Source organism: Frankia nepalensis, from assembly GCF_016786325.1.
Taxonomy (GTDB): domain Bacteria; phylum Actinomycetota; class Actinomycetes; order Frankiales; family Frankiaceae; genus Pseudofrankia; species Pseudofrankia nepalensis.
Map to the genome: position 1 here is coordinate 17,015 of NZ_JADWYU010000117.1, position 17,334 is coordinate 34,348.

The 17,334-nt window shown below is 70.7% G+C and carries 13 protein-coding genes and 2 pseudogenes; 3 read left to right on the forward strand and 12 right to left on the reverse strand.

What is annotated here, in order from left to right; genetic code table 11:
• The first annotated feature begins 178 nt into the window (after window positions 1-178).
• Window positions 179-595 (forward strand): cupin domain-containing protein, encoded by a 417-nt coding sequence (locus I6A81_RS15110; protein WP_407661307.1) that lies wholly within the window; start codon window positions 179-181, stop codon window positions 593-595.
• A gap of 90 nt (window positions 596-685) precedes the next feature.
• On the opposite strand, the gene I6A81_RS15115 is transcribed toward I6A81_RS15110, so the two are convergent.
• The 6 genes from I6A81_RS15115 to I6A81_RS15140 all read right to left on the reverse strand — a co-directional run bounded on the left by I6A81_RS15115 (window position 686) and on the right by I6A81_RS15140 (window position 8,413).
• Window positions 686-1,738 (reverse strand): Ldh family oxidoreductase, encoded by a 1,053-nt coding sequence (locus I6A81_RS15115; protein WP_203000712.1) that lies wholly within the window; start codon window positions 1,736-1,738, stop codon window positions 686-688.
• A 45-nt stretch (window positions 1,739-1,783) separates the two neighbouring features.
• A complete protein-coding gene (locus tag I6A81_RS15120) occupies window positions 1,784-3,493 on the reverse strand; it encodes a thiamine pyrophosphate-dependent enzyme (protein ID WP_307874679.1) in 1,710 nt (569 codons plus the stop codon).
• The gene (locus I6A81_RS15125) at window positions 3,490-4,386 is read right to left on the reverse strand and encodes an amidohydrolase family protein (protein WP_203000708.1); all 897 of its coding nucleotides are present in this window, start codon (window positions 4,384-4,386) and stop codon (window positions 3,490-3,492) included. Before I6A81_RS15125 ends, I6A81_RS15120 begins: the two co-directional genes overlap by 4 nt.
• A 144-nt stretch (window positions 4,387-4,530) precedes the next feature.
• Window positions 4,531-5,730, reverse strand: a complete 1,200-nt coding sequence (gene lhgO, locus I6A81_RS15130; protein WP_203000748.1) for an L-2-hydroxyglutarate oxidase — start codon at window positions 5,728-5,730, stop codon at window positions 4,531-4,533.
• Window positions 5,731-5,783: 53 nt separating this feature from the next.
• A complete protein-coding gene (locus I6A81_RS15135; protein WP_203000706.1) occupies window positions 5,784-7,247 on the reverse strand; it encodes an aldehyde dehydrogenase family protein in 1,464 nt (487 codons plus the stop codon).
• Window positions 7,248-7,567: 320 nt separating this feature from the next.
• Window positions 7,568-8,413: a siderophore-interacting protein gene (locus tag I6A81_RS15140; RefSeq protein WP_203000704.1), complete on the reverse strand. Its 846-nt coding sequence runs from the start codon at window positions 8,411-8,413 to the stop codon at window positions 7,568-7,570.
• A gap of 773 nt (window positions 8,414-9,186) precedes the next feature.
• Between I6A81_RS15140 and I6A81_RS43425 the strand changes: the two genes are divergently transcribed.
• A complete protein-coding gene (locus I6A81_RS43425) occupies window positions 9,187-9,375 on the forward strand; it encodes a WD40 repeat domain-containing protein (RefSeq protein WP_307874680.1) in 189 nt (62 codons plus the stop codon).
• Between the two features lie 6 nt (window positions 9,376-9,381).
• Here the strand turns inward: I6A81_RS43425 and I6A81_RS15150 are convergent.
• From I6A81_RS15150 to I6A81_RS15160, 3 genes and pseudogenes are all read right to left on the reverse strand, one after another.
• Window positions 9,382-9,507: pseudogene (locus I6A81_RS15150) on the reverse strand (IS5/IS1182 family transposase); the annotation flags it as partial.
• Between the two features lie 107 nt (window positions 9,508-9,614).
• A pseudogene (locus I6A81_RS15155) lies at window positions 9,615-10,127 on the reverse strand (HNH endonuclease); the annotation flags it as partial.
• Window positions 10,111-10,677 carry an aldehyde dehydrogenase family protein gene (locus I6A81_RS15160; protein ID WP_307874681.1) on the reverse strand — a complete coding sequence of 189 codons (567 nt, stop codon included), beginning with the start codon at window positions 10,675-10,677 and terminating at the stop codon, window positions 10,111-10,113. The gene I6A81_RS15160 and the pseudogene I6A81_RS15155, both read right to left, overlap by 17 nt.
• 378 nt (window positions 10,678-11,055) lie before the next feature.
• Here I6A81_RS15160 and I6A81_RS15165 point away from each other — a divergent pair, with 378 nt between their 5' ends.
• Window positions 11,056-12,759 (forward strand): FAD-dependent oxidoreductase, encoded by a 1,704-nt coding sequence (locus I6A81_RS15165; protein ID WP_203000700.1) that lies wholly within the window; start codon window positions 11,056-11,058, stop codon window positions 12,757-12,759.
• A gap of 196 nt (window positions 12,760-12,955) precedes the next feature.
• On the opposite strand, the gene I6A81_RS15170 is transcribed toward I6A81_RS15165, so the two are convergent.
• From I6A81_RS15170 to I6A81_RS15180, 3 genes are all read right to left on the reverse strand, one after another.
• A complete protein-coding gene (locus tag I6A81_RS15170) occupies window positions 12,956-14,119 on the reverse strand; it encodes an acetate/propionate family kinase (protein ID WP_203000698.1) in 1,164 nt (387 codons plus the stop codon).
• A gap of 90 nt (window positions 14,120-14,209) precedes the next feature.
• Entirely contained in the window at window positions 14,210-15,382 is a 1,173-nt protein-coding gene (locus I6A81_RS15175; RefSeq protein ID WP_203000696.1) for a zinc-dependent alcohol dehydrogenase, read from the reverse strand.
• A gap of 81 nt (window positions 15,383-15,463) precedes the next feature.
• Window positions 15,464-16,657: an SRPBCC family protein gene (locus tag I6A81_RS15180; protein WP_238428434.1), complete on the reverse strand. Its 1,194-nt coding sequence runs from the start codon at window positions 16,655-16,657 to the stop codon at window positions 15,464-15,466.
• Between the last annotated feature and the right edge of the window lie 677 nt (window positions 16,658-17,334).

Genomic DNA, 17,334 nt, shown 5'->3' on the forward strand with positions numbered 1-17,334 from the left:
CGGGGTAACAATGTCGAAATCGCGGGACGGTGTCCAGGCCGCATGGCGAGCCCAACCGGCGCCGCGGCGCAACATTAGGGTTCGCGATACGCGCTCGTTCCGGCACGCGGCGCGGCTCTACCGTCGGCCGTGGATTGGGCCCGGTCCGCCGGGCCTGTGGCCGTATCCGGGAGGAGCCCTGGTGACCGTCATCAAGACGAGTGAAGTGCAGCGCCTCGACCGCGGCGGGAGCGTCAGCACGCTGCCGCTCATCACGCGGTCCAGCGCCCGGGAGCAGGTGGTGCTCACATCCGGGATCAGTACCTACCCGGTGGGCGGCGGGGCGCCCATGCACTCGCACAACTGCGTGGAGCAGGTGACGCTGCTCTCCGGTGTCGGTGAGGTGGTGATCGACGGCGAGGTGACGGCGCTGGAGCCATATGACACCACCTACGTGGAGGCCGGGATTCCGCATCTCTTCCGCAACACTGGAAACGAGCCGATGACAATTCTGTGGGTCTATGACACGGGTCGGGTCACCCGCACGTTTACCGCGACCGGACGGACGGTCGAGCACCTGACCGCCGAGGACCGGATGAGCGACGACGAGGCCTAGAAAAGGTGGGCCTCCGCCGCCGCGCCGATTTCGGAATCATCCGGTTACGGCGCGGCGGCACGCGCCGGGGCGAAAGCCTCTCGCCCCGTGTCACAGACCCTCGGGAATGGGGGCGCCGAGCGCGGCGGCGTGCGCGACCAGCTTGGCCACCAGCGGCTTCGGCAGCGGAACGCCGTTCGTGAGCCGCTCCGCGTACGTCCGTGCGCCCCGCTCGCCGGGAACCAGCAGCTCGCGGTCCGGGTCGTCGGCCGGCAGGGCCTTCACGGCGTCGACGGTCGCGTCGACGATTCCGCGGAACTGCTCGACCGGCAGGAAGGCCGCCACGTCGACGGCGAGCACCACCGCGTTCTGCCGGTGGCGGCGGCCCTGGGGCGTGCCGCCGTGGAAGGCCGACACGATCGGGTTGGCCGTGAGCCCGCTGGCAAGCATCTCGAAGACCAGCGACATGCCCGCACCCTTGGCCCCGCCGACCGGCAGGGGGATCACCGCCTGCGCCGGGTCGGTGGTCGGCCGGCCGTCCTTCGTTAGTGCCGCGCCCTCGGGAAGCGGCATGCCCGCCGCCTTGTGCTGGGCGATCCGCCCCAGGGCGATCACCGCGGTGGCCATGTCCAGCAGCACGGTCGGGTGGCGCCCAGCGGGGATCGCGACCGACAGCGGACTGGTCGCGACACCGGCACCGGTGCCGCCCGGGTAGGCCATGTTCGGCACGCCGGCGACGATGCCCAGCCCGGCCATTCCGTACCGGGCCGCGCACTCGGTGTAGTAACCGATCGCGCCGGTGTGCACGGTGCCGCGCACGGACACCCAGGCGACGCCGGCCGACCGGGCCATGCTCACCGCCTGGTCCATCGCTAGCGCGAGCGCGACGGGACCTGGCGCGGCGTCCGCGTCGACGACGGCGACCGCCGAGCGCAGCTCGTCGACCGCGATGGCGGGCCGCGGGTTCGCCTCACCCTTCTCGAACAGCTCGAGGTAGCGGGGCACGCGCGAGACACCATGCGAGTCCACGCCGCGCAGGTTCGCCCAGACCAGGACGTCGGCGACGGTGTCGGCGTGCTCCCGGTTGGTTCCCGCGGCGACGAAGATGTCGCTGACCAGGGTGCGCAGCGTCTTGTCCTGGACGACGACGCGAGGGGCTGCCATCGAAAGCTCCAGCTCTGTCGGGTGGGTCTGGTGGAAAGGGACCGGTCAGCGGGCGAGCCGGACGTCGACCAGCGCGGTGACGCCGGTCCGGACGGACTCCAGCGCGCGGGCCAGGGTGGGACGCAGGTCGACGGCCTCGGTGACGGTCGCGCCGAACATCCCGAACGGGGCGACCAGGTCGGCGGGCTCGGGCGCGTCGGCGAGGTCGACCCCGCGGAAGTCGTCGGCGGCGACGGCGGCGCCGTCCGGGTAGAAGCGCAGGTGGTTGAGCTTCATGGAGCGGTACTGCCGGTTGTCGCAGACCACGATCAGGATCGGCAGGCCGAGGCTCCTCGACGCGGCCAGCGCCTGGATGATCGGGTTGTAGAGCAGGGAGCCGTCGCCGATGGTCAGCACGACCTCCCGCCCCGGGTCGGCGAGCTTCACCCCGAGCGCCACACCGAGGCCCTGGCCGAGGCCGCCCTGCACATAGCTGTAGCGCAGTGGTTCCTCGGCGCGCAGATGCTCGGCGATCAGACGGCTGTGGGTGATCGTCTCGTCGACGACCGCGGCGCGCGGGTCGAGCAGCTCGCGCAGCGCCGCCGCGACCTCGGCCGCTTCCAGTCCCGGGCCGGCGGCTCCGGCGCCCCCGCCGGCCCGGGCGGGGGCCGGCGCCGCGAGCTGGGCGCGCCGGGCCGCGACCCGCTGCTCGTCGACGCCCAGCGCCTTGGCCTTCGCGGTCAGCGCTCGCAGCGTCGGGCCGACGTCGCCCTCGAGATACTGGTCGGCGCCGAGCACCTGGTAGGCCATCACCGGCCGCTGCGGCACGTCGTCGATCACGAGGACCTCGGCGCCCGCGGGCCGGCTGCTCGGCGGGTACCACGGTGCCCGGCAGCAGGCGAGCACGACCAGGTCGGCCTCGCGCACCAGCGGGCCGGCCTCGCCGCCGCGGTGCAGCGGGCTGGTACGCGGGAAGTTCGCGCAGACCGCCGACTGTGGTTCCACCACCGGGATCGCGAGCAGTTCGGCTAGCTCGACCAGCGCCGCGAACCCGTCCGGTGCCCGGCCCACCGACTCGGTGACGAGCACCGGCCGCTCGGCGGCGAGCAGCCGCCGGGCCGCGCGCTCCACCTCGTCGTCGGCGCTGACCCGCCGGCCGGCCGCCGCGACCGGCCGCACGTCGGCACGCGCCGGGTCCCAGGGTGCGAGCAGCACCTCGACCGGGACGTTGAGATACACCGGCCCGGCCGGGCCGCGCGCCGCGAGCTCCGCCGCGCGCACCACCGACCCGTACAGCGTGCCGACGTCGCCGACCTGCGACGACCACTTCGTCCACGGTGCGGCGAACGCCTGCGGCCCGCCGACCATCGACAGGTTGCGGTACCACTGCGACCCCGGGTCGACCGCGCCGTCCCCCGCGGCCAGCCCTTCCCCGTAGGTGAGCGACTCCGCCGAGCAGACCACCATGCCGACGCCGGCGAGCAACGCACCGTGGATCCCGCAGGCGCCCTGCAGCAGTCCGGGGCCGGCGTGCAGCAGCACGAGCTGCGGGCGTCCGGTCACCAACCCGTAGCCGGTCGCCATCGCCACGGCGAGCGTCTCGTGCATGAGGTCCAGGTAGCGGGGGCCGGCGGCGCCGTCGCGGGCCTGCCGGGCGAGCGCCTCCCACACCGGCGCCCATTCGGACCCCGGCGAGGAGAAGATCACGTCGACGCCGAGGCTGCGGCAGGCGGCGAGGATCGCCTCGCCGCCGTCGGCCCGCCCGGTCCCTGTCACGGCGCGGCCTCCGCGGCGACGCTGGCCTCGGCGGCCACCGGCACCGGCCAGTCGAGGCACTCGCAGATCCCGCGTCCCATCACCCATTCCAATTCTTCGGTGGTGAGGCCGAAGTGCTCGGTGAACTGAGCGACCGTGTCCGCGTAGGTCAGGCCGTGGCCCATGAGCCGGGTGAGGTCGGTGCCCCAGAAGCAGCGCTTCGGGCCCATCGCGTCGACCATCTCGCGGACGTACTTCGCGAGGTTCAGGTTCGGGAACGGATGCGTCGAGTAGCCGGGGATCGCGGAGACCTTGACGTAGATGTTCGGGTGGACGTGCAGGTCGGCGGTCTCCTTGACCCAGTAGCCGATCGCGTCGTCGACGCAGCGGGCCATGATCCCCATGTGGTCGATGATGATCCGCAGCTCGGGGTGGCGGGCCGCGATCGCGCCAAGCTCGGCCTTCCAGATCGGGGCGTGCACCATCGTGCGGATGCCCAACTCCTCGGCAAGCGGCCAGTACCAGTCGTTCGTCCCGTCGATCATCCAGTTCCGATCGATGGGCCGGTGGAAGGTGAGGCGGGTTCCCTTGACGTACGGATTCTGCGCGAAGTCGCGCATCATCGCCGCGCCCTCGGCGGGCTTGTTCTGCGGGATCCGTGCCATCACGCCGAACCGGTCCGGATACGCCGCGCACGCCTCGAGCGCGTAGTCGGTTCGGTCCCCCTCCCAGCTCGGCGGCAGGATCAGTGCCCGGTCCACCCCGGCGGCGTCCATCAGGCTCAGCGCCTCCTCGTAGGAGAACGCCTCCTCGCGATGCCCGTTGAGCCGGATCCGCTCGCGGGCGCCGGGCACCCAGGGACGGTCGGGCGTCTCTTCCTTCCAGATGTGGATCTGGGAGTCGACGATGAACATCGGTGCGGTTCCTCGCTTCGCTCGTTGGATGCGGGCCGGGCGTCGACTGGTCGGACAGCCCGGCTAGATGGGATGTGACGGCGTACCGAAAGTGACCGTGGCCCCGCGGACGGCGCCGGCCTGGCGGGCAGGGCGGCGTTCGGCTCAGATGACGGCGACCAGGCGGTCGACGATGTGCTCGGCTATGGCCAGCGACGAGGTCGCCGCCGGGGACGGCGCGTTGCGGACCGCCGTCACGGGGCCGAGCTGGCTGATGCGGAAGTCGTCGACGAGCGAGCCGTCGGCGTCGACGGCCTGGGCGCGCACGCCGGCGGGGGCGCGCACGACGTCCAGGGTCCGCAGGTCAGGCACGTACGCGCGGGCCGCGGCGACGAACGCCCGCTTGGACAGGGAGCCGCGCATCTCCCGCGCACCCGCCTGCCAGTGCTGGCGGAACAGCCTGCGTGCGCCCGGCCAGCGCAGCACGTCGGCAAGCTCCCGCAGGCTGACGTCGCGGCGTCGGTAGCCCTCGCGGGCCGCGGCAAGCACGGCGTTGGGGCCGATGTCGACGCTGCCGTCCACCCGCGGGGTCAGGTGCACCCCAAGGAAGGGGTAAGCCGGGTCCGGCACCGGGTAGACCAGCCCACGCACGAGGTCCGCCCGCTCCGGGACAAGCCGGTAGTACTCGCCGCGGAACGGCACGATCGCCGGCCCCACGTCATCGCCTGCCAACCGGGCAACGACGTCGGACTGCAGCCCGGCGCACAGCACCACCCGGTCGAACCGGTACCACTCGGCTCCCGCGTGGAGCGCCACCCCGCCGACGCCAGCTGGGTCGACCGCGGTGACCGGGGAGGCGAACAGCACTCGTCCGCCGGCGGCGCGCACGTCGTCGGCCATTGCCCTGGCGACGGCCCGGTAGTCGACGATCGCCGTAGTCGGCGAGTGCAGCGCGGCGACACCGGTGACGTTCGGCTCCAGCTCGTGCAGCGCCGCCGGCTCCAGCCAGCGCACCCCTGGCACGCCGTTCGCCTTCGCCCGCTCCTCGATCGCGGCAAGCCGCCCCCGCTCCGCCTCATCCCGGGCGACGACCACCTTGCCGATCTCACGGAGTTCCAAGGAGTGCTCGGCGCAGAACTCCCGCAGCAGCGCGGCGCCGCGCCGACACAGCGTCGCCTTCAGCGAGCCGGGCTGGTAGTACAGCCCGGCGTGCACGACCCCCGAGTTGTGCCCGGACTGGTGGGTGGCGAGGTCGTCCTCCTTCTCCAGGACCGTCACGTCGGCGCCGAGCTGGGCGAGCCGCCGGGCGACCGCGAGTCCTACCAGCCCTGCCCCGACCACCCCTACCCGGCCCGAGGTCGACAGCGGGGCGACCGCGCCCGCGCCGACCGAGGCAGGGGCTTCCCTGGCCACCCTGTTCACTGCGCATCGCCGTGGCGGATGGCGACGGTCTTCACCCGGGTGTAGAAACGTGGGCCTTCCAGTCCTTGCTCCTTGAACGGCGACCCGGAGTCGCCGAAGCCGCCGAACGGCATATGGACGTCCCATCCCGAGGTTGGCAGGTTCACGGAGACCTGGCCCGTGTTCGCCCGGTCAGCGAACGTGTGGGCTCGCGCCAGGCTGGTGGTGAAGACCGCGGCGGCGAGGCCGAAGGGCGAGTCGTTGGCCGCGGCCACCGCCGCGTCGAAACCGTCGACGACCCGGATGACGACCACCGGGCCGAAGACCTCCTCCCGCCAGATGTCCATCGTCGGTTCGACGTCGGTGAGGACGGTCGGGGCGAGGTAGCAGCCGTGCGCCAGCGCGTGGTCGCTTGGCGCGCCGCCCCCGGCGACGACGGCGGCGCCCTGTGCCCGCGCCCGGCCGATATGCCCCAGCACGTCGGAGCGATGCCGGGCGGAGACGACCGGGCCCATGGTGGTTGCCGGGTCCATGCCCGGGCCGAGCCGCACCGCGGCCGCCGCGCGCACGAGGCCTTCGACGACCCGACCGGCGACCGCACGGTCCACGATCACCCGGCTGGTGGCGGTGCAGCGTTGGCCCGCCTGGCCGAACGCCGCGGCGGCGACGGTCGCGACGGCCAGGTCGAGATCGGCGTCGTCGAGCACCACGGAGGCGTTCTTGCCGCCCATCTCCGTCTGCAGCCGCACGTTCCGGTCGGTCAGTCGCCGCTTGATCCGCTGGCCGACGGCGTTGCTTCCAGTGAACGACACCGCCGCCAGCCGCGGGTCGTCCAGCAGGGCGGCCTCGATCTCGCTGGCTCTGCCGGTCACCGTCGAGAGCGCCCCGGCCGGCAGGCCCGCCTCGCGCAGTGCCTCCTCCAGGCGAAGGGCAACCAGCGGTGTCTCCGTGGCCGGTTTGAGAATCACCGTGTTCCCGGTCGCCAAGGCCGGTGCGAGTTTGCGTGCCGGTGTGAGCAGCGGGTCGTTCCACGGGGTGATGAGGCAGACGACGCCGAGTGGCTCGATCCGCGCGCTCGTCTGCGTGCCGGGCCTGGAATCAACGAGCAGATAGCCGTAGGGCTCCCTGGCCAGCCCCGCGTAGTAGTCGAAAAAGTCCGCGGATTTCTCGACCTCGACGGTCGCCTCCGCGCGGGTCTTGCCCATCTCGGCGACCAGGCCCGCCGCGATCTCGTCGCGCCGGCGGCGCAGGCCCGCCGCGGCCGCCGCGAGGACCCGGGCCCGTTCCAGCGGGGAGGTGTCCCGCCAGCGGGCCGCCGCGTCCGCCGCCGCGTCATACAGCGCCGTGACCTCGGCCGGTGCCATCGCCGGCACCCTGCCCACCACTCGCCGCAGGTCAGCCGGGTCCAGCACGGCGATGAAGGCGTGCTCGGGCGGAGACATCACGTCCAGGTCCTGGCCTGGTGGCGCCGTGGGTGACATGGGCTCCCGACCATCCTCTCGATCGCTGCACCGGCGGGCGCCGCGCCTCGGCCGGTGATCGAGCACGATCGTAGGAGCAGTCCGCCGCCAGCGGCCCCACCCAAAAACGCAAGCTAAGGTGTACGCCGCGGCCCTCGGGTTAGCGCGGCGGTCGGCGGGTCAGCAGGCCAGGATGGACACACGGCCCGGGCCGTCCGCTGCCGGAGGATCGATGGGTCACGTCATCCTCACGCATTGCCCGGAGCGGGCCGGTGTCGACGAGAAAGTCGCTGACCTGTTAGGCGAAATGGTGCGTCAGGCGCTGTACGAGCCAGGAAACATCAGTCCTCGCCGTAGTCATGGTCCGGGTGGTCGGCCACGCCGCGCCGCCAGTATCCGCGGGTCACCATGGAGATACCTGGAACCCCCCGCTCCAGCAGGCTCCGCCGGATGAGCCGCATGGCCGAGGCCTCGCAGGCGACCCAGACCTGTGCGCCGCCGATCTCGGCCTTCACGGACGCGTCAGCCAGCTCAGCTCCCCATGCCTCCGGCTCGCGGCGATGGTGCCAGGTTGTCGCCACGCGCGCCGCGCTCATGAGGGGGATCTCGTCCTCCGGTCCGGCGACCTCCAGGTGCACCTCGGCGACGGCGGAGGCTGGGAGGGCCTCAAGCAGCGCGCCTACCGCGGGCAGTGCGCTTTCATCGCCCGCGATCCACCAGCGTCGCGCGGCGAGGTCGGAGGAGAACCGGCCACCCGGCCCAGCGACAGCGATCTTGTCGCCGTTCCTGGCGCGTTCCGCCCATCGCGAGGCAGGGCCCTCACCGTGCAGGACGAACTGAATCTCCAAAGTCCCGGCGTCGGCGTCGGCGTCGAAGCGCCGCGCCGTGTAGGTCCGCACGATCGGTCGAGGCGCGTCCGTCGGCCACACCCGCCCCTCCGGCGTCACGATCGGAAGCGCGGGAGCTTCCTGGCCCTCGACCGGCAGGAAGAGCTTGATGTGCGAGGTCGGCGCCGCAGTCCCGAAGCTGCTCAGGTCGCCGCCCTCGACGCGGACGGACACGAGACGCGGCGTGATTCGCGAGGCGGAGACCACCTCGACCAGCTGCGGCGGTTGCCGGCGGCGTCCGCCCCCGCCGGGCCGGCCCCGTCCCGAGAACTCCCTCGCCTTGGCGGTGTCGTCGTTCAACGCATGCCCCCTTGGGGTCGCTGTTCTGTATCGCTTCTGATGGTTCCTGCGTGCGGCATGGTGGAAAGTGCCCGCCCAGTGGCCGTCGCGAGCAGGTATCGATCGGCTATTTCGGGAGGCGCCGGCGGGAGGACACCTGTGTCGCGTACAGGCTGCGCCCGCGGACGGCGGAAGCCCGAGAAAGCCGTGCTTCAGGCCGCGTCAAGGACGTGGACTGACTATCGGTGAGCGCGGCGGCGGCGCTCAGCCGCCGGCCAGCACCGCCGCGACCAAGCCGCATCCCAGCAGCCAGGGAAGTGGATCCGGATCTTGCCGGCGGGCAGCTCGACGCCGAGAACCCGCAGGCACGGCTAAGTAGAGCCATAGAACATCGGCATTCCTGGCAGCCTCAGGGCCCGCATCGTCACTCGCTGGCCAGGAGACGCACACCTCCCAAGACTTCCATCAAATCGATACACTCATGATATATCGTTAACTGGGCACGTCAAGCGAGAGGTGGTGTGCCACACGACATGGTTCGACCACCCCCCGGTCCGCACGGGCGGCCATGGCTCGCTGGGTCTTCCCGGCGCGGCGGGTGGGATCCAGCCAAGCGTCCGCCGTCGAGACCGATCAGCACGACGACCCCGCCCGGCACCCGTCGAAGCCCTCCCACGGCGTCCGCCGCTGCCGCGCGCTCCGCGCCGGCGGAGGCGAACAGCGGCGAGCGTAGGCGCCGCTCGACGGAATCAACAGCCCTGGCCGCGCATGCAAAGATTGCTGGGTGCGCCGACGTGGCCTTTGAGTTGGCGTTCAGTCCGGACGGGACGCTGCTCGCCACCGCCAACCACGGCGGCACGGCCCGGCTGTGGGACACCACCAGCCGCGGCACCACCGAACCCCTCGCCACCCTCACCGGCCACACCGATGACATCTGGGACGTGGCGTTCAGCCCGGACGGGACGCTGCTAGAGGATGCCTGAGAAGGGTCAGGGTGGCGTACCGGTGAGGCGGTGTAGAAGGATCATGATCATTGCCAGGTAGATGGCGTTCTCGGCGGTGGCGGCCAGGTATTCGTAGTCCTTGGACAGGCGGCGGTATTTCCCCAGCCACGCGGATGGGTCGGCCGCGCGGCGAGGTGCCAGCGTGGGCTGGTCCTTTTCCGCACGGCATCCCGCCGAACCGGACTGGATGGTTTCCCGATCATCCGGCTCTCCGGTGACTACTGCGTGAGCGGTATGGCCGGCTGCCCGGTGTGGATCTGGTTGTGGCAGGTGGTGCAGACCACGAGCGTCTTGCGTCTGCGGTTTGCCATCGCTGTGACCCACGGGGGTGGCAGGGGCCCGGGCGCCGCGAGATCTTTGAGCGCGCGAACGTGGTGGACTTCGATGTTGCCCGTGCGCTGGCAGACCTCGCAGATGTCCGCGAGGAGCCTGGTGAGCAGTTCCTTGTGCGGATGATCGACCCGGGTCGGCTGACGGTCGAGGACCATCGCGGTTTTCTGCCTGTGGAGTGGGATTCCGCCGAACCGTGCGACCGGTGGCTGCCTGTTGGTGCGTTCGATATGTGCTTCGAAGCAGGTCCGCGGCCCGTGCGGTGTCTCGATTTTGGCCTTGTGTTTGACAGCCATCTTCGACATCGATGAACGGTGCTTGCCTGCCAGGGTCTTGAGCATCGAGGTCTCCATGACCCAGCGCAGCCGGTGAAGCCGATGGACGTCACCGGCGAGCAGGTAGCGCCGACTGTGGCGTATTGCTTGCGGGCTTGAGCAGAACGGTGTTCCCCAGCACCAGGTTGGGCGCCGCGAACCGGACGGTCTGGTAAACCGGGAAGTTCCAGGGCTGGACGCCAAGGATCACCCCCAGTGGATCACTGGCGATAACGGCCGAACCGTCCTTGAAATCCAACGGCTCGTCGGCGAGCAGCACGGGGGCCTTGTCGGCGTAGTACTGCAGGATCCGCGCGGAAAGGTCGATCTCGACGCGGCTGTGCCGGATGATCTTGCCCATCTCAAGAGTCGCCAGCCGGGCCAGGTGCTCGATGCGCTCACGCATCAGCTGCGCGGCTCGACCGACCAGCGCGGCCCGTTCGTCAACGCTGGTGCCGCGCCAGGACTGGAATGCCTGATGTGCCTCTCGAATCGCGTGGTCGACGGCTTCCTCGCGTATGGGAGGGAATTCGCGCATAATTTCGGTATTGTATGGGTTGGTGCTGGCGATTGGACTATGCTGGACGGCGGTAGACGTAGACATGGACTTTTTCCCTCCTCGACATTCCGGATACATGCGTCTTTACTGCCAACACCGGGCAAAGCCGAATGTTTACCTTCGGCGCGACCTAGCTTGGTTTACCCGGTGGTCTTGGTGGTAGTCCGACAGGACGTGGCCAGTCGACGTGTACGGGTCGATGAAGCGGGTAGCTTCGGCCAGTATTCGGGGCTTCGAGTCTGGTGCGTTCGATCTGACACGAGATGGATGTCCGTCATTAGCCACGTGTGCCATCTGGCATCTGGCCGGTTTTCGGATTGCGGCCGAGATGCGGTGATGGATGTCGCGACCTGCCCAGGCCCGGCAGCGGCACAGCGGCACGGCGGCGGGGATCAAGGACGGCCGCGGTTGCCGGCTCCCGAGACCGCCTGCGGCACACCCGCATCGGAGATGCCCATGACGATTACGGACACAGTAGGAGTCACCGAGTCTCCGGACAGCTACGGCGCGTACCCCCGGCTGTCGGCCGACCAGATCGAGACCCTCGCGACCCGAGGCGACCACCGGGACGTCGCGCCCGGCGAAGTGCTGATCCGGGAGAGCGAACCGAGCGATCGGTTCGTGGTCATCCTGCGGGGTTCGGTGCAGGTGATCACGGGTTATGGCAGCGACGAGCCTCAGCGGCTCCTCGTCCACGGAGCTGGGCGCTTCCTCGGTGAGCTCGGCCTCCTGGCCGGGCAGGCGTCCTTCTACACCGCCGTCGCCGGCGAGGGCGCCAAGATCCTCGTCGTGCCCGTGGAGCAGCTCGCGGAACTCCTGCAGTGCGACACCCGACTCGGCGACCTGATCGTGCGGGCCTTCTTCATCCGGCGAGAGATACTCATCGGCCTCGATGCGGGTTTCCGGATTATTGGCTCCCGCTACAGCGCGGACACCCGACGGCTGCGCGAGTTCGCCGCCCGAAACCGCCTGCCACACCGGTACGTCGACCTCGAGGAGGACACCGACGCGGAGGAGGCCCTGCGCGCTCTCGGCCTGACCCCCGAGGACACACCAGTCGTGATCTGGCGGGATGGAAAAGTCCTGCGCAACCCGAGCAACGCGAGACTGGCGCAGGCGATCGGCCTGACGACCCCGCGCCCGGACAGTGGGGTTCGGGATCTGCTCGTGATCGGAGCGGGACCAGCCGGGCTCGCCGCCGCCGTCTACGGTGCCGCGGACGGCCTGACCACCACCGCGTTCGACGCGACCGCCACCGGAGGCCAGGCGGCGACGTCCTCCCGGATCGAGAACTACCTCGGCTTTCCCGCCGGGATCTCGGGGGCGGAACTCGCCGAGCGGGCCGCCATCCAGGCACGCCGATTCGGTGCCGAGATCAACCTGCCGGCCGAGGCCGTGTCGCTGGTACCGGACGGCGAGCTGCAGGCCGCGTCGCTGGATCTCGACGGCCAGCGGGTTGAGATCGTCAGCCGGACCGTCGTCGTCGCCACCGGCGCCCGCTACCGCGAACTGGACGTGCCCGGTATCAGCGAACTCGCAGCAACCAGCGTGTGCTACGCGGCCACCTTCATGGAAGCCCGACAGTGCGCCCGTCACCCCGTCGCCGTCGTGGGCGGCGGCAACTCGGCCGGACAGGCCGCCGTGTTTCTCGCGGAGGTTACACCGCGCGTCTACCTGCTGGCCCGCGAATACGATCTCCATCAGAAGATGTCGAGGTACCTGGTGGACCGGATCAGCCGTCATCCGCGGATCGTCGTCCGCACCCATACCCGCCTACAGCGCGCCGAGGGAGACGGCTGCCTGGAAGCCCTCGTCCTGGAGGACCTCCACACCGGCGAACAAGAGTCGATACCCGTCCACATGCTCTTCGTCTTCATCGGCGCACGGCCCCACACCGACTGGCTGGGCGACATCGTCGCGCTGGACGCCGACGGATTCGTCCTGACCGGAACCGACGCCGCCTCGGCCCCCCGGGGCGACCACGCGCGACGTCTCGGCCGCCCGCCACACCCTCTGGAAACCAGCCGACCGGGGGTGTTCGCCGCCGGAGACGTCCGACACGGCGCCACCCGAAGGGTCGGCTCCGCCGTCGGCGACGGTGCCGCCGCCGTTCAGATGCTCCACGACCACCTCCAGCGGACCGGAAGCGCGGCGCGCTGACGACAAGCCTCTAGGCGGACGCCGGGAGGCTGTATCGCAGCGGGCACCGACTCCGCCGGCCGGCGACTCCGGTCGATCGGCCGGTACGGTGTGCCCCGCGGCGGCGGTCCGCAGGTAGCCCTGACCAGCGCGTCCACCTGCCCCACCGGACCGGGCTCGTCGCGGCTCTTTGCTGTGGTGCGCGCTGCGCATGGGCTCAAAGACTCCGGTCGTCAGGGGCATCGAGGGCGGCGAGCGCGGCGAGGGTCTCGCGAGCGAGCTCGAGGTCCTCGCGGGGTTCGATGACCAGCACGGGGACGGGGGCGTCCGGCGCGCTTACCGGTCCATCGGCGTCGAGCCGGTCGCGGATGGGAGGCCGGACACCGAGGATGCCCAGGCCCGCGCACACAGCGGTGCGGATCTCGGGCTGGTCCCAGCCGATCTCGCCGGTGAGGACGAGAGCGTCGAGGCGGTCGAGACTGGCGCTCGCCGCCGCGATCTCGCGACAGAGCCGGTGGCTGTAGTGATCGAGCGCCAGGCGCGCCGCCTCGTCGCCGGAGTCCGCGGCGACGACCAGGTCCCGGGTGTCGTCCGAGAGGCCGGACAGGCCGAGCAGGCCCGACCGGTGGTAGAGGCCGTCGGTGACCTCCCGCAGGGTCAGCCGGTCGCCCTCGAGCAGCCACAGCAGCACACCCGGGTCGATCGCACCCGAACGGGTACACATGGGCACGCCATCCAGCGGCGTCATCGACATCGACGTGTCGGCACTGAGGCCGTCCCGGACCGCGGTCACCGACGCGCCACCCCCCAGGTGGGCCATGACGAGGTGCAGTCCATCCGGCCGCCGACCCAGCAGGTCCCCGGTGCGCCGCAGCGCCCAGGCGTAGGAGAGTCCGTGGAAACCGAAACGGCGCAGGTGGTACTTCTCCCGCCACGGGGCGGGCAGCGCCAGGGTGGCCGCTACCACCGGCAGCCCCCGGTGGAACGCGGTGTCCGGGCAGACCATGTGCGGCACGTCCGGCAGCCTGCGCCGCAGGTCGTCCAGCAGGTCGAGCGTGGGCGGCAGGTGAAGCGGCGCCAGACCGGCGACCGCCCTGACCTCGCGCAGCACCTCGTCGTCCACCAGAGACGGCCTGGTCAGCGCCGGACCGCCGTGCACCAGCCGGTAGCCCACAGCGCGCACCGGCCGCGATACGACCTCGCTGAGAAACTCGTCGACCGCCACGGCCACGGCCGGCGATCCGGGCGGCTGCTCGATGTGGCGGCTGGCTACGACCCGGTCCCCGGGCCCGGCCAGGACCAGCCGCAGGCTCGACGACCCCGGGTCACAGACCAGGACGACCGGGTCCGGCCCGGTGGCCGGCGACCGCGTCGTGGTCATGACAGGTCCCTTGGGAGCGTGTCTCAGGTGGGGTCGGCCAGCGTCGACGGGCTCCCGCGGCGCCTGGCGGGACACACCGTCTGGCGGCGGTCAGGGCGTCAGGACCACCTTGACACACTCGTCCTCCTTGTTGAGGAAGGTCTCGAAGGCGGACGGCGCATCGTCAAGGCCCATCCGGTGGGTGATGACGAAGCTCGGGTCGAGCTGACCGGCCTGAATGCGTTCGAGTAGCGGCTTGGTGTACCGCTGAACGTGGCACTGCCCCGCCCGCAGGGTCAGCGAACGATTCATCAGTGATCCCATCGGGAACTTGTCGACGAAGCCGCCGTACACGCCGATGACGGAGACCGTTCCGCCGTTCCGGCAGTTGCGGATCGCCTGCCGGAGCGCGAAGGGGCGGTCGCTTTCCAGGTGTGTCATCTGCTTCGCGCGGTCGTAGGCGTAAGCCGGCGGCGACGAGTGGTGCGCCTCCAGACCGACGGCGTCAATGCAGGCGTCCGGACCGCGCCCACCGGTCAGTTCGAGCAGCTCCTCGCGGACGTCGCTCTCCGCGTAGTTGACCGGCTCGGCGCCCGACTTCTCCTGAGCCATCTGGAGCCGGTAGGGCAGGCGGTCGATCGCGATGACCCGCTCGGCGCCCAGGAGGAACGCGCTCGCGATGGCGAACTGGCCCACCGGGCCGGCCCCCCAGACGGCGACGACGTCCCCTGGGCTGATGTCACACATCTCGGCGCCCATGTAGCCGGTCGGGAGAATATCGGAGAGGAAGAGAACCTGCTCGTCATCCATCCCCGCCGGGACCTTGACCGGCCCCACGTCGGCGAACGGGACGCGGGCGTACTCGGCCTGCCCGCCCGGATAGCCGCCCAGCATGTGTGAGTAGCCGAAGATTCCCGCCGGTGCATGCCCAAGGATCTTCTCGGCCAGACCGGCGTTGGGATTCGAGTTCTCGCAGACGGAGTACGCCCCGTCGTGGCAGGCGTTGCACTGGCCGCACGCGATGGGGAACGGGACGACGACCCTGTCGCCGACCGCGAGGTTCTTCACCTCGCGACCGACCTCGACGACCTCGCCCATGAACTCGTGACCGAGGATGTCGCCCTTCTTCATGGTCGGGATGAAGCCGTTGAACAGGTGGAGGTCCGATCCGCAGATCGCGGTCCTCGTGATCCTGATGATCGCGTCGTGGTTGTTCAGGATTCGCGGTTCGGGCACGTCCAGAACGTCGACGGTGCCCTTTCCCAGCCAGCAGTTGGCTCGCATGGGTCGTCCCCTCTCGTCTGGCGACCCGGACGGCCCGGACCCGGTTCGGGGTCCAGGAACCGGTCCAGGGTTCCGACGCCGTCAGCCAAGCGGCTGGGCCGGACGCTGGTGGAGCTGGTTGGACGCCCGAGCACCCGCCGGGCTCCCCTCGGACCGGACGATCTCGCCGACTTCCATGAGCTGCTTGAATCGGCGCAGGTCATCGGCGATCTGTTGGCCGGGCTCCTCGCCGAGGAGCTTCGCCACCGCCACGGCGGCCGGGCCACCGGGCGCGTTGTAGTCAAGGCTGATGTGGACCTCGGTGCCCCGGTCGCCGGGCGCCGGGACGAACCGGACGCATCCGGCGTTGTCGATCTGCGACCCGTTGACGGAACGCCAGGCGATCAGGCTGTCCGGGCGGTCCTCGACGACCTCGGCGTCCCACTCGACGCGGGTCCCCGCCGGCCCCTTGGCCTTCCAGTGCGAATGCCCGTCGACGACCCGCACCGAGTCCAGGTGGTACATGAATCTCGGCAGGCGCTCGAAGTCATGCCAAGCCTCGTAGAGCTCCGCCGGAGACCGCCGGATGGTGGCGCGCGCCGTCGCGTGCGCCGGGTGCCTGGACCCGGCCGTCCTGCGTTCCGCCTCGGTCATGGCGGCCTGCTTTCTGGCGGCGATCACATCCAGCACCGTGCAGCCGACGACCGCCGCGGTGGCGACGCTCAGCCGGGTCGCGCTCCGGGGATGGAAGCGGTACCGGCTCAACGCGAGTCCGAGCGCCGAGAGATCCAGCACGTCTCCCGCGACCCGACCCCACAGCGCGCGTTCCGGGCGTCTGCTCACGAAGACCACGACTCCGGCTGCGACCTCCCGAACGCCGAACAACCGCAGGACAGACCGGTTCGTGGCCGAGTCGTGGACGCCGAGCGTTCTGGCCAGCGAGCGCGGGGCGCTGATCTCGGTAGCGCCGAGGCCCAGACTGAACCAGCCGAGCGCGGTGCGGAGGAACTCCGCCCCAGGCCGTCCAGGCCGGCTCGCCTGTCCACGCCGGCCGCTCGGGCTGCTCCGCCCGCCCGGGACGTCGTGGTCGGCGCTCCGGTCCTGGGCGAACCGTCCGTCCGGATCAGAGCGCGCGTCCTGTCCCAACCCGTCCTGCTGGCCCAGCCGCTGGGCGCCCTGGTCGGATAGGCCCTGGCTGAGCCGTTCGCCAAGGTCTCGGCGCTCGCTGTCACCGGGTCGCTCGACCGAGTCGGACCGCCTGGATTGCCCGTCGTCGTGCGGCAGCCGAGTGCTCATGTGATCTCTCCAGCCTCTTGTGCCGGCGTCCAGGGCTTGCCTACGTCGGTGACGTCCGGCGGAACGTGCCGCCTCGCTGAGGGTTGCTCCCCGCCGGGGAGCGGAGCGTGTGCCCGCCGATCTCGCCGGTCCGATGCACCGCGCCGGACGTCCGTGGGGCGTCCCGCTGGAGCGCTCGCTCCCGCCGCGGGCGCTTTGACGCGAAGTGGAACCGGACCATGCAGATCTTGACCGTGTCGGAGCGGGTCAGGGGTCGGGAACAATGTTCACCGTTGCGACCCCGCGGCCTGGACGAGGCGTTCTCACCCGGGCCACCGACGCGTGAGCCCTCCCACTTGGGGGTTCCGTTCCTACCGTCCACGAAACGCGGCGGCTCCGATCGACTCGGCTGCCCCTCGGCGCGAGGCGGAGACGGGCGCTCAGCGAAACGGGATCAACTTGTGGCCGCGGGGCGGCAATCATTCAGCTAGAGAAAAGGCAATAAGGACGGTCGGTTCGATCCTTCGCACCTTCCGGGCCCGAAGAATGTGGTGTTAGCCAGACATCTCGACGCTATGTCCGTACAGGTGAGGGTCGCACGATAACGATTCGTGTCATGTCTATCGGCGGTGCGCGATCCTGCCCAAAGTTTGGGGTGTCGCTGGGCTGGGAAGGGCAGTGAGCGGTGAACCCGCGGG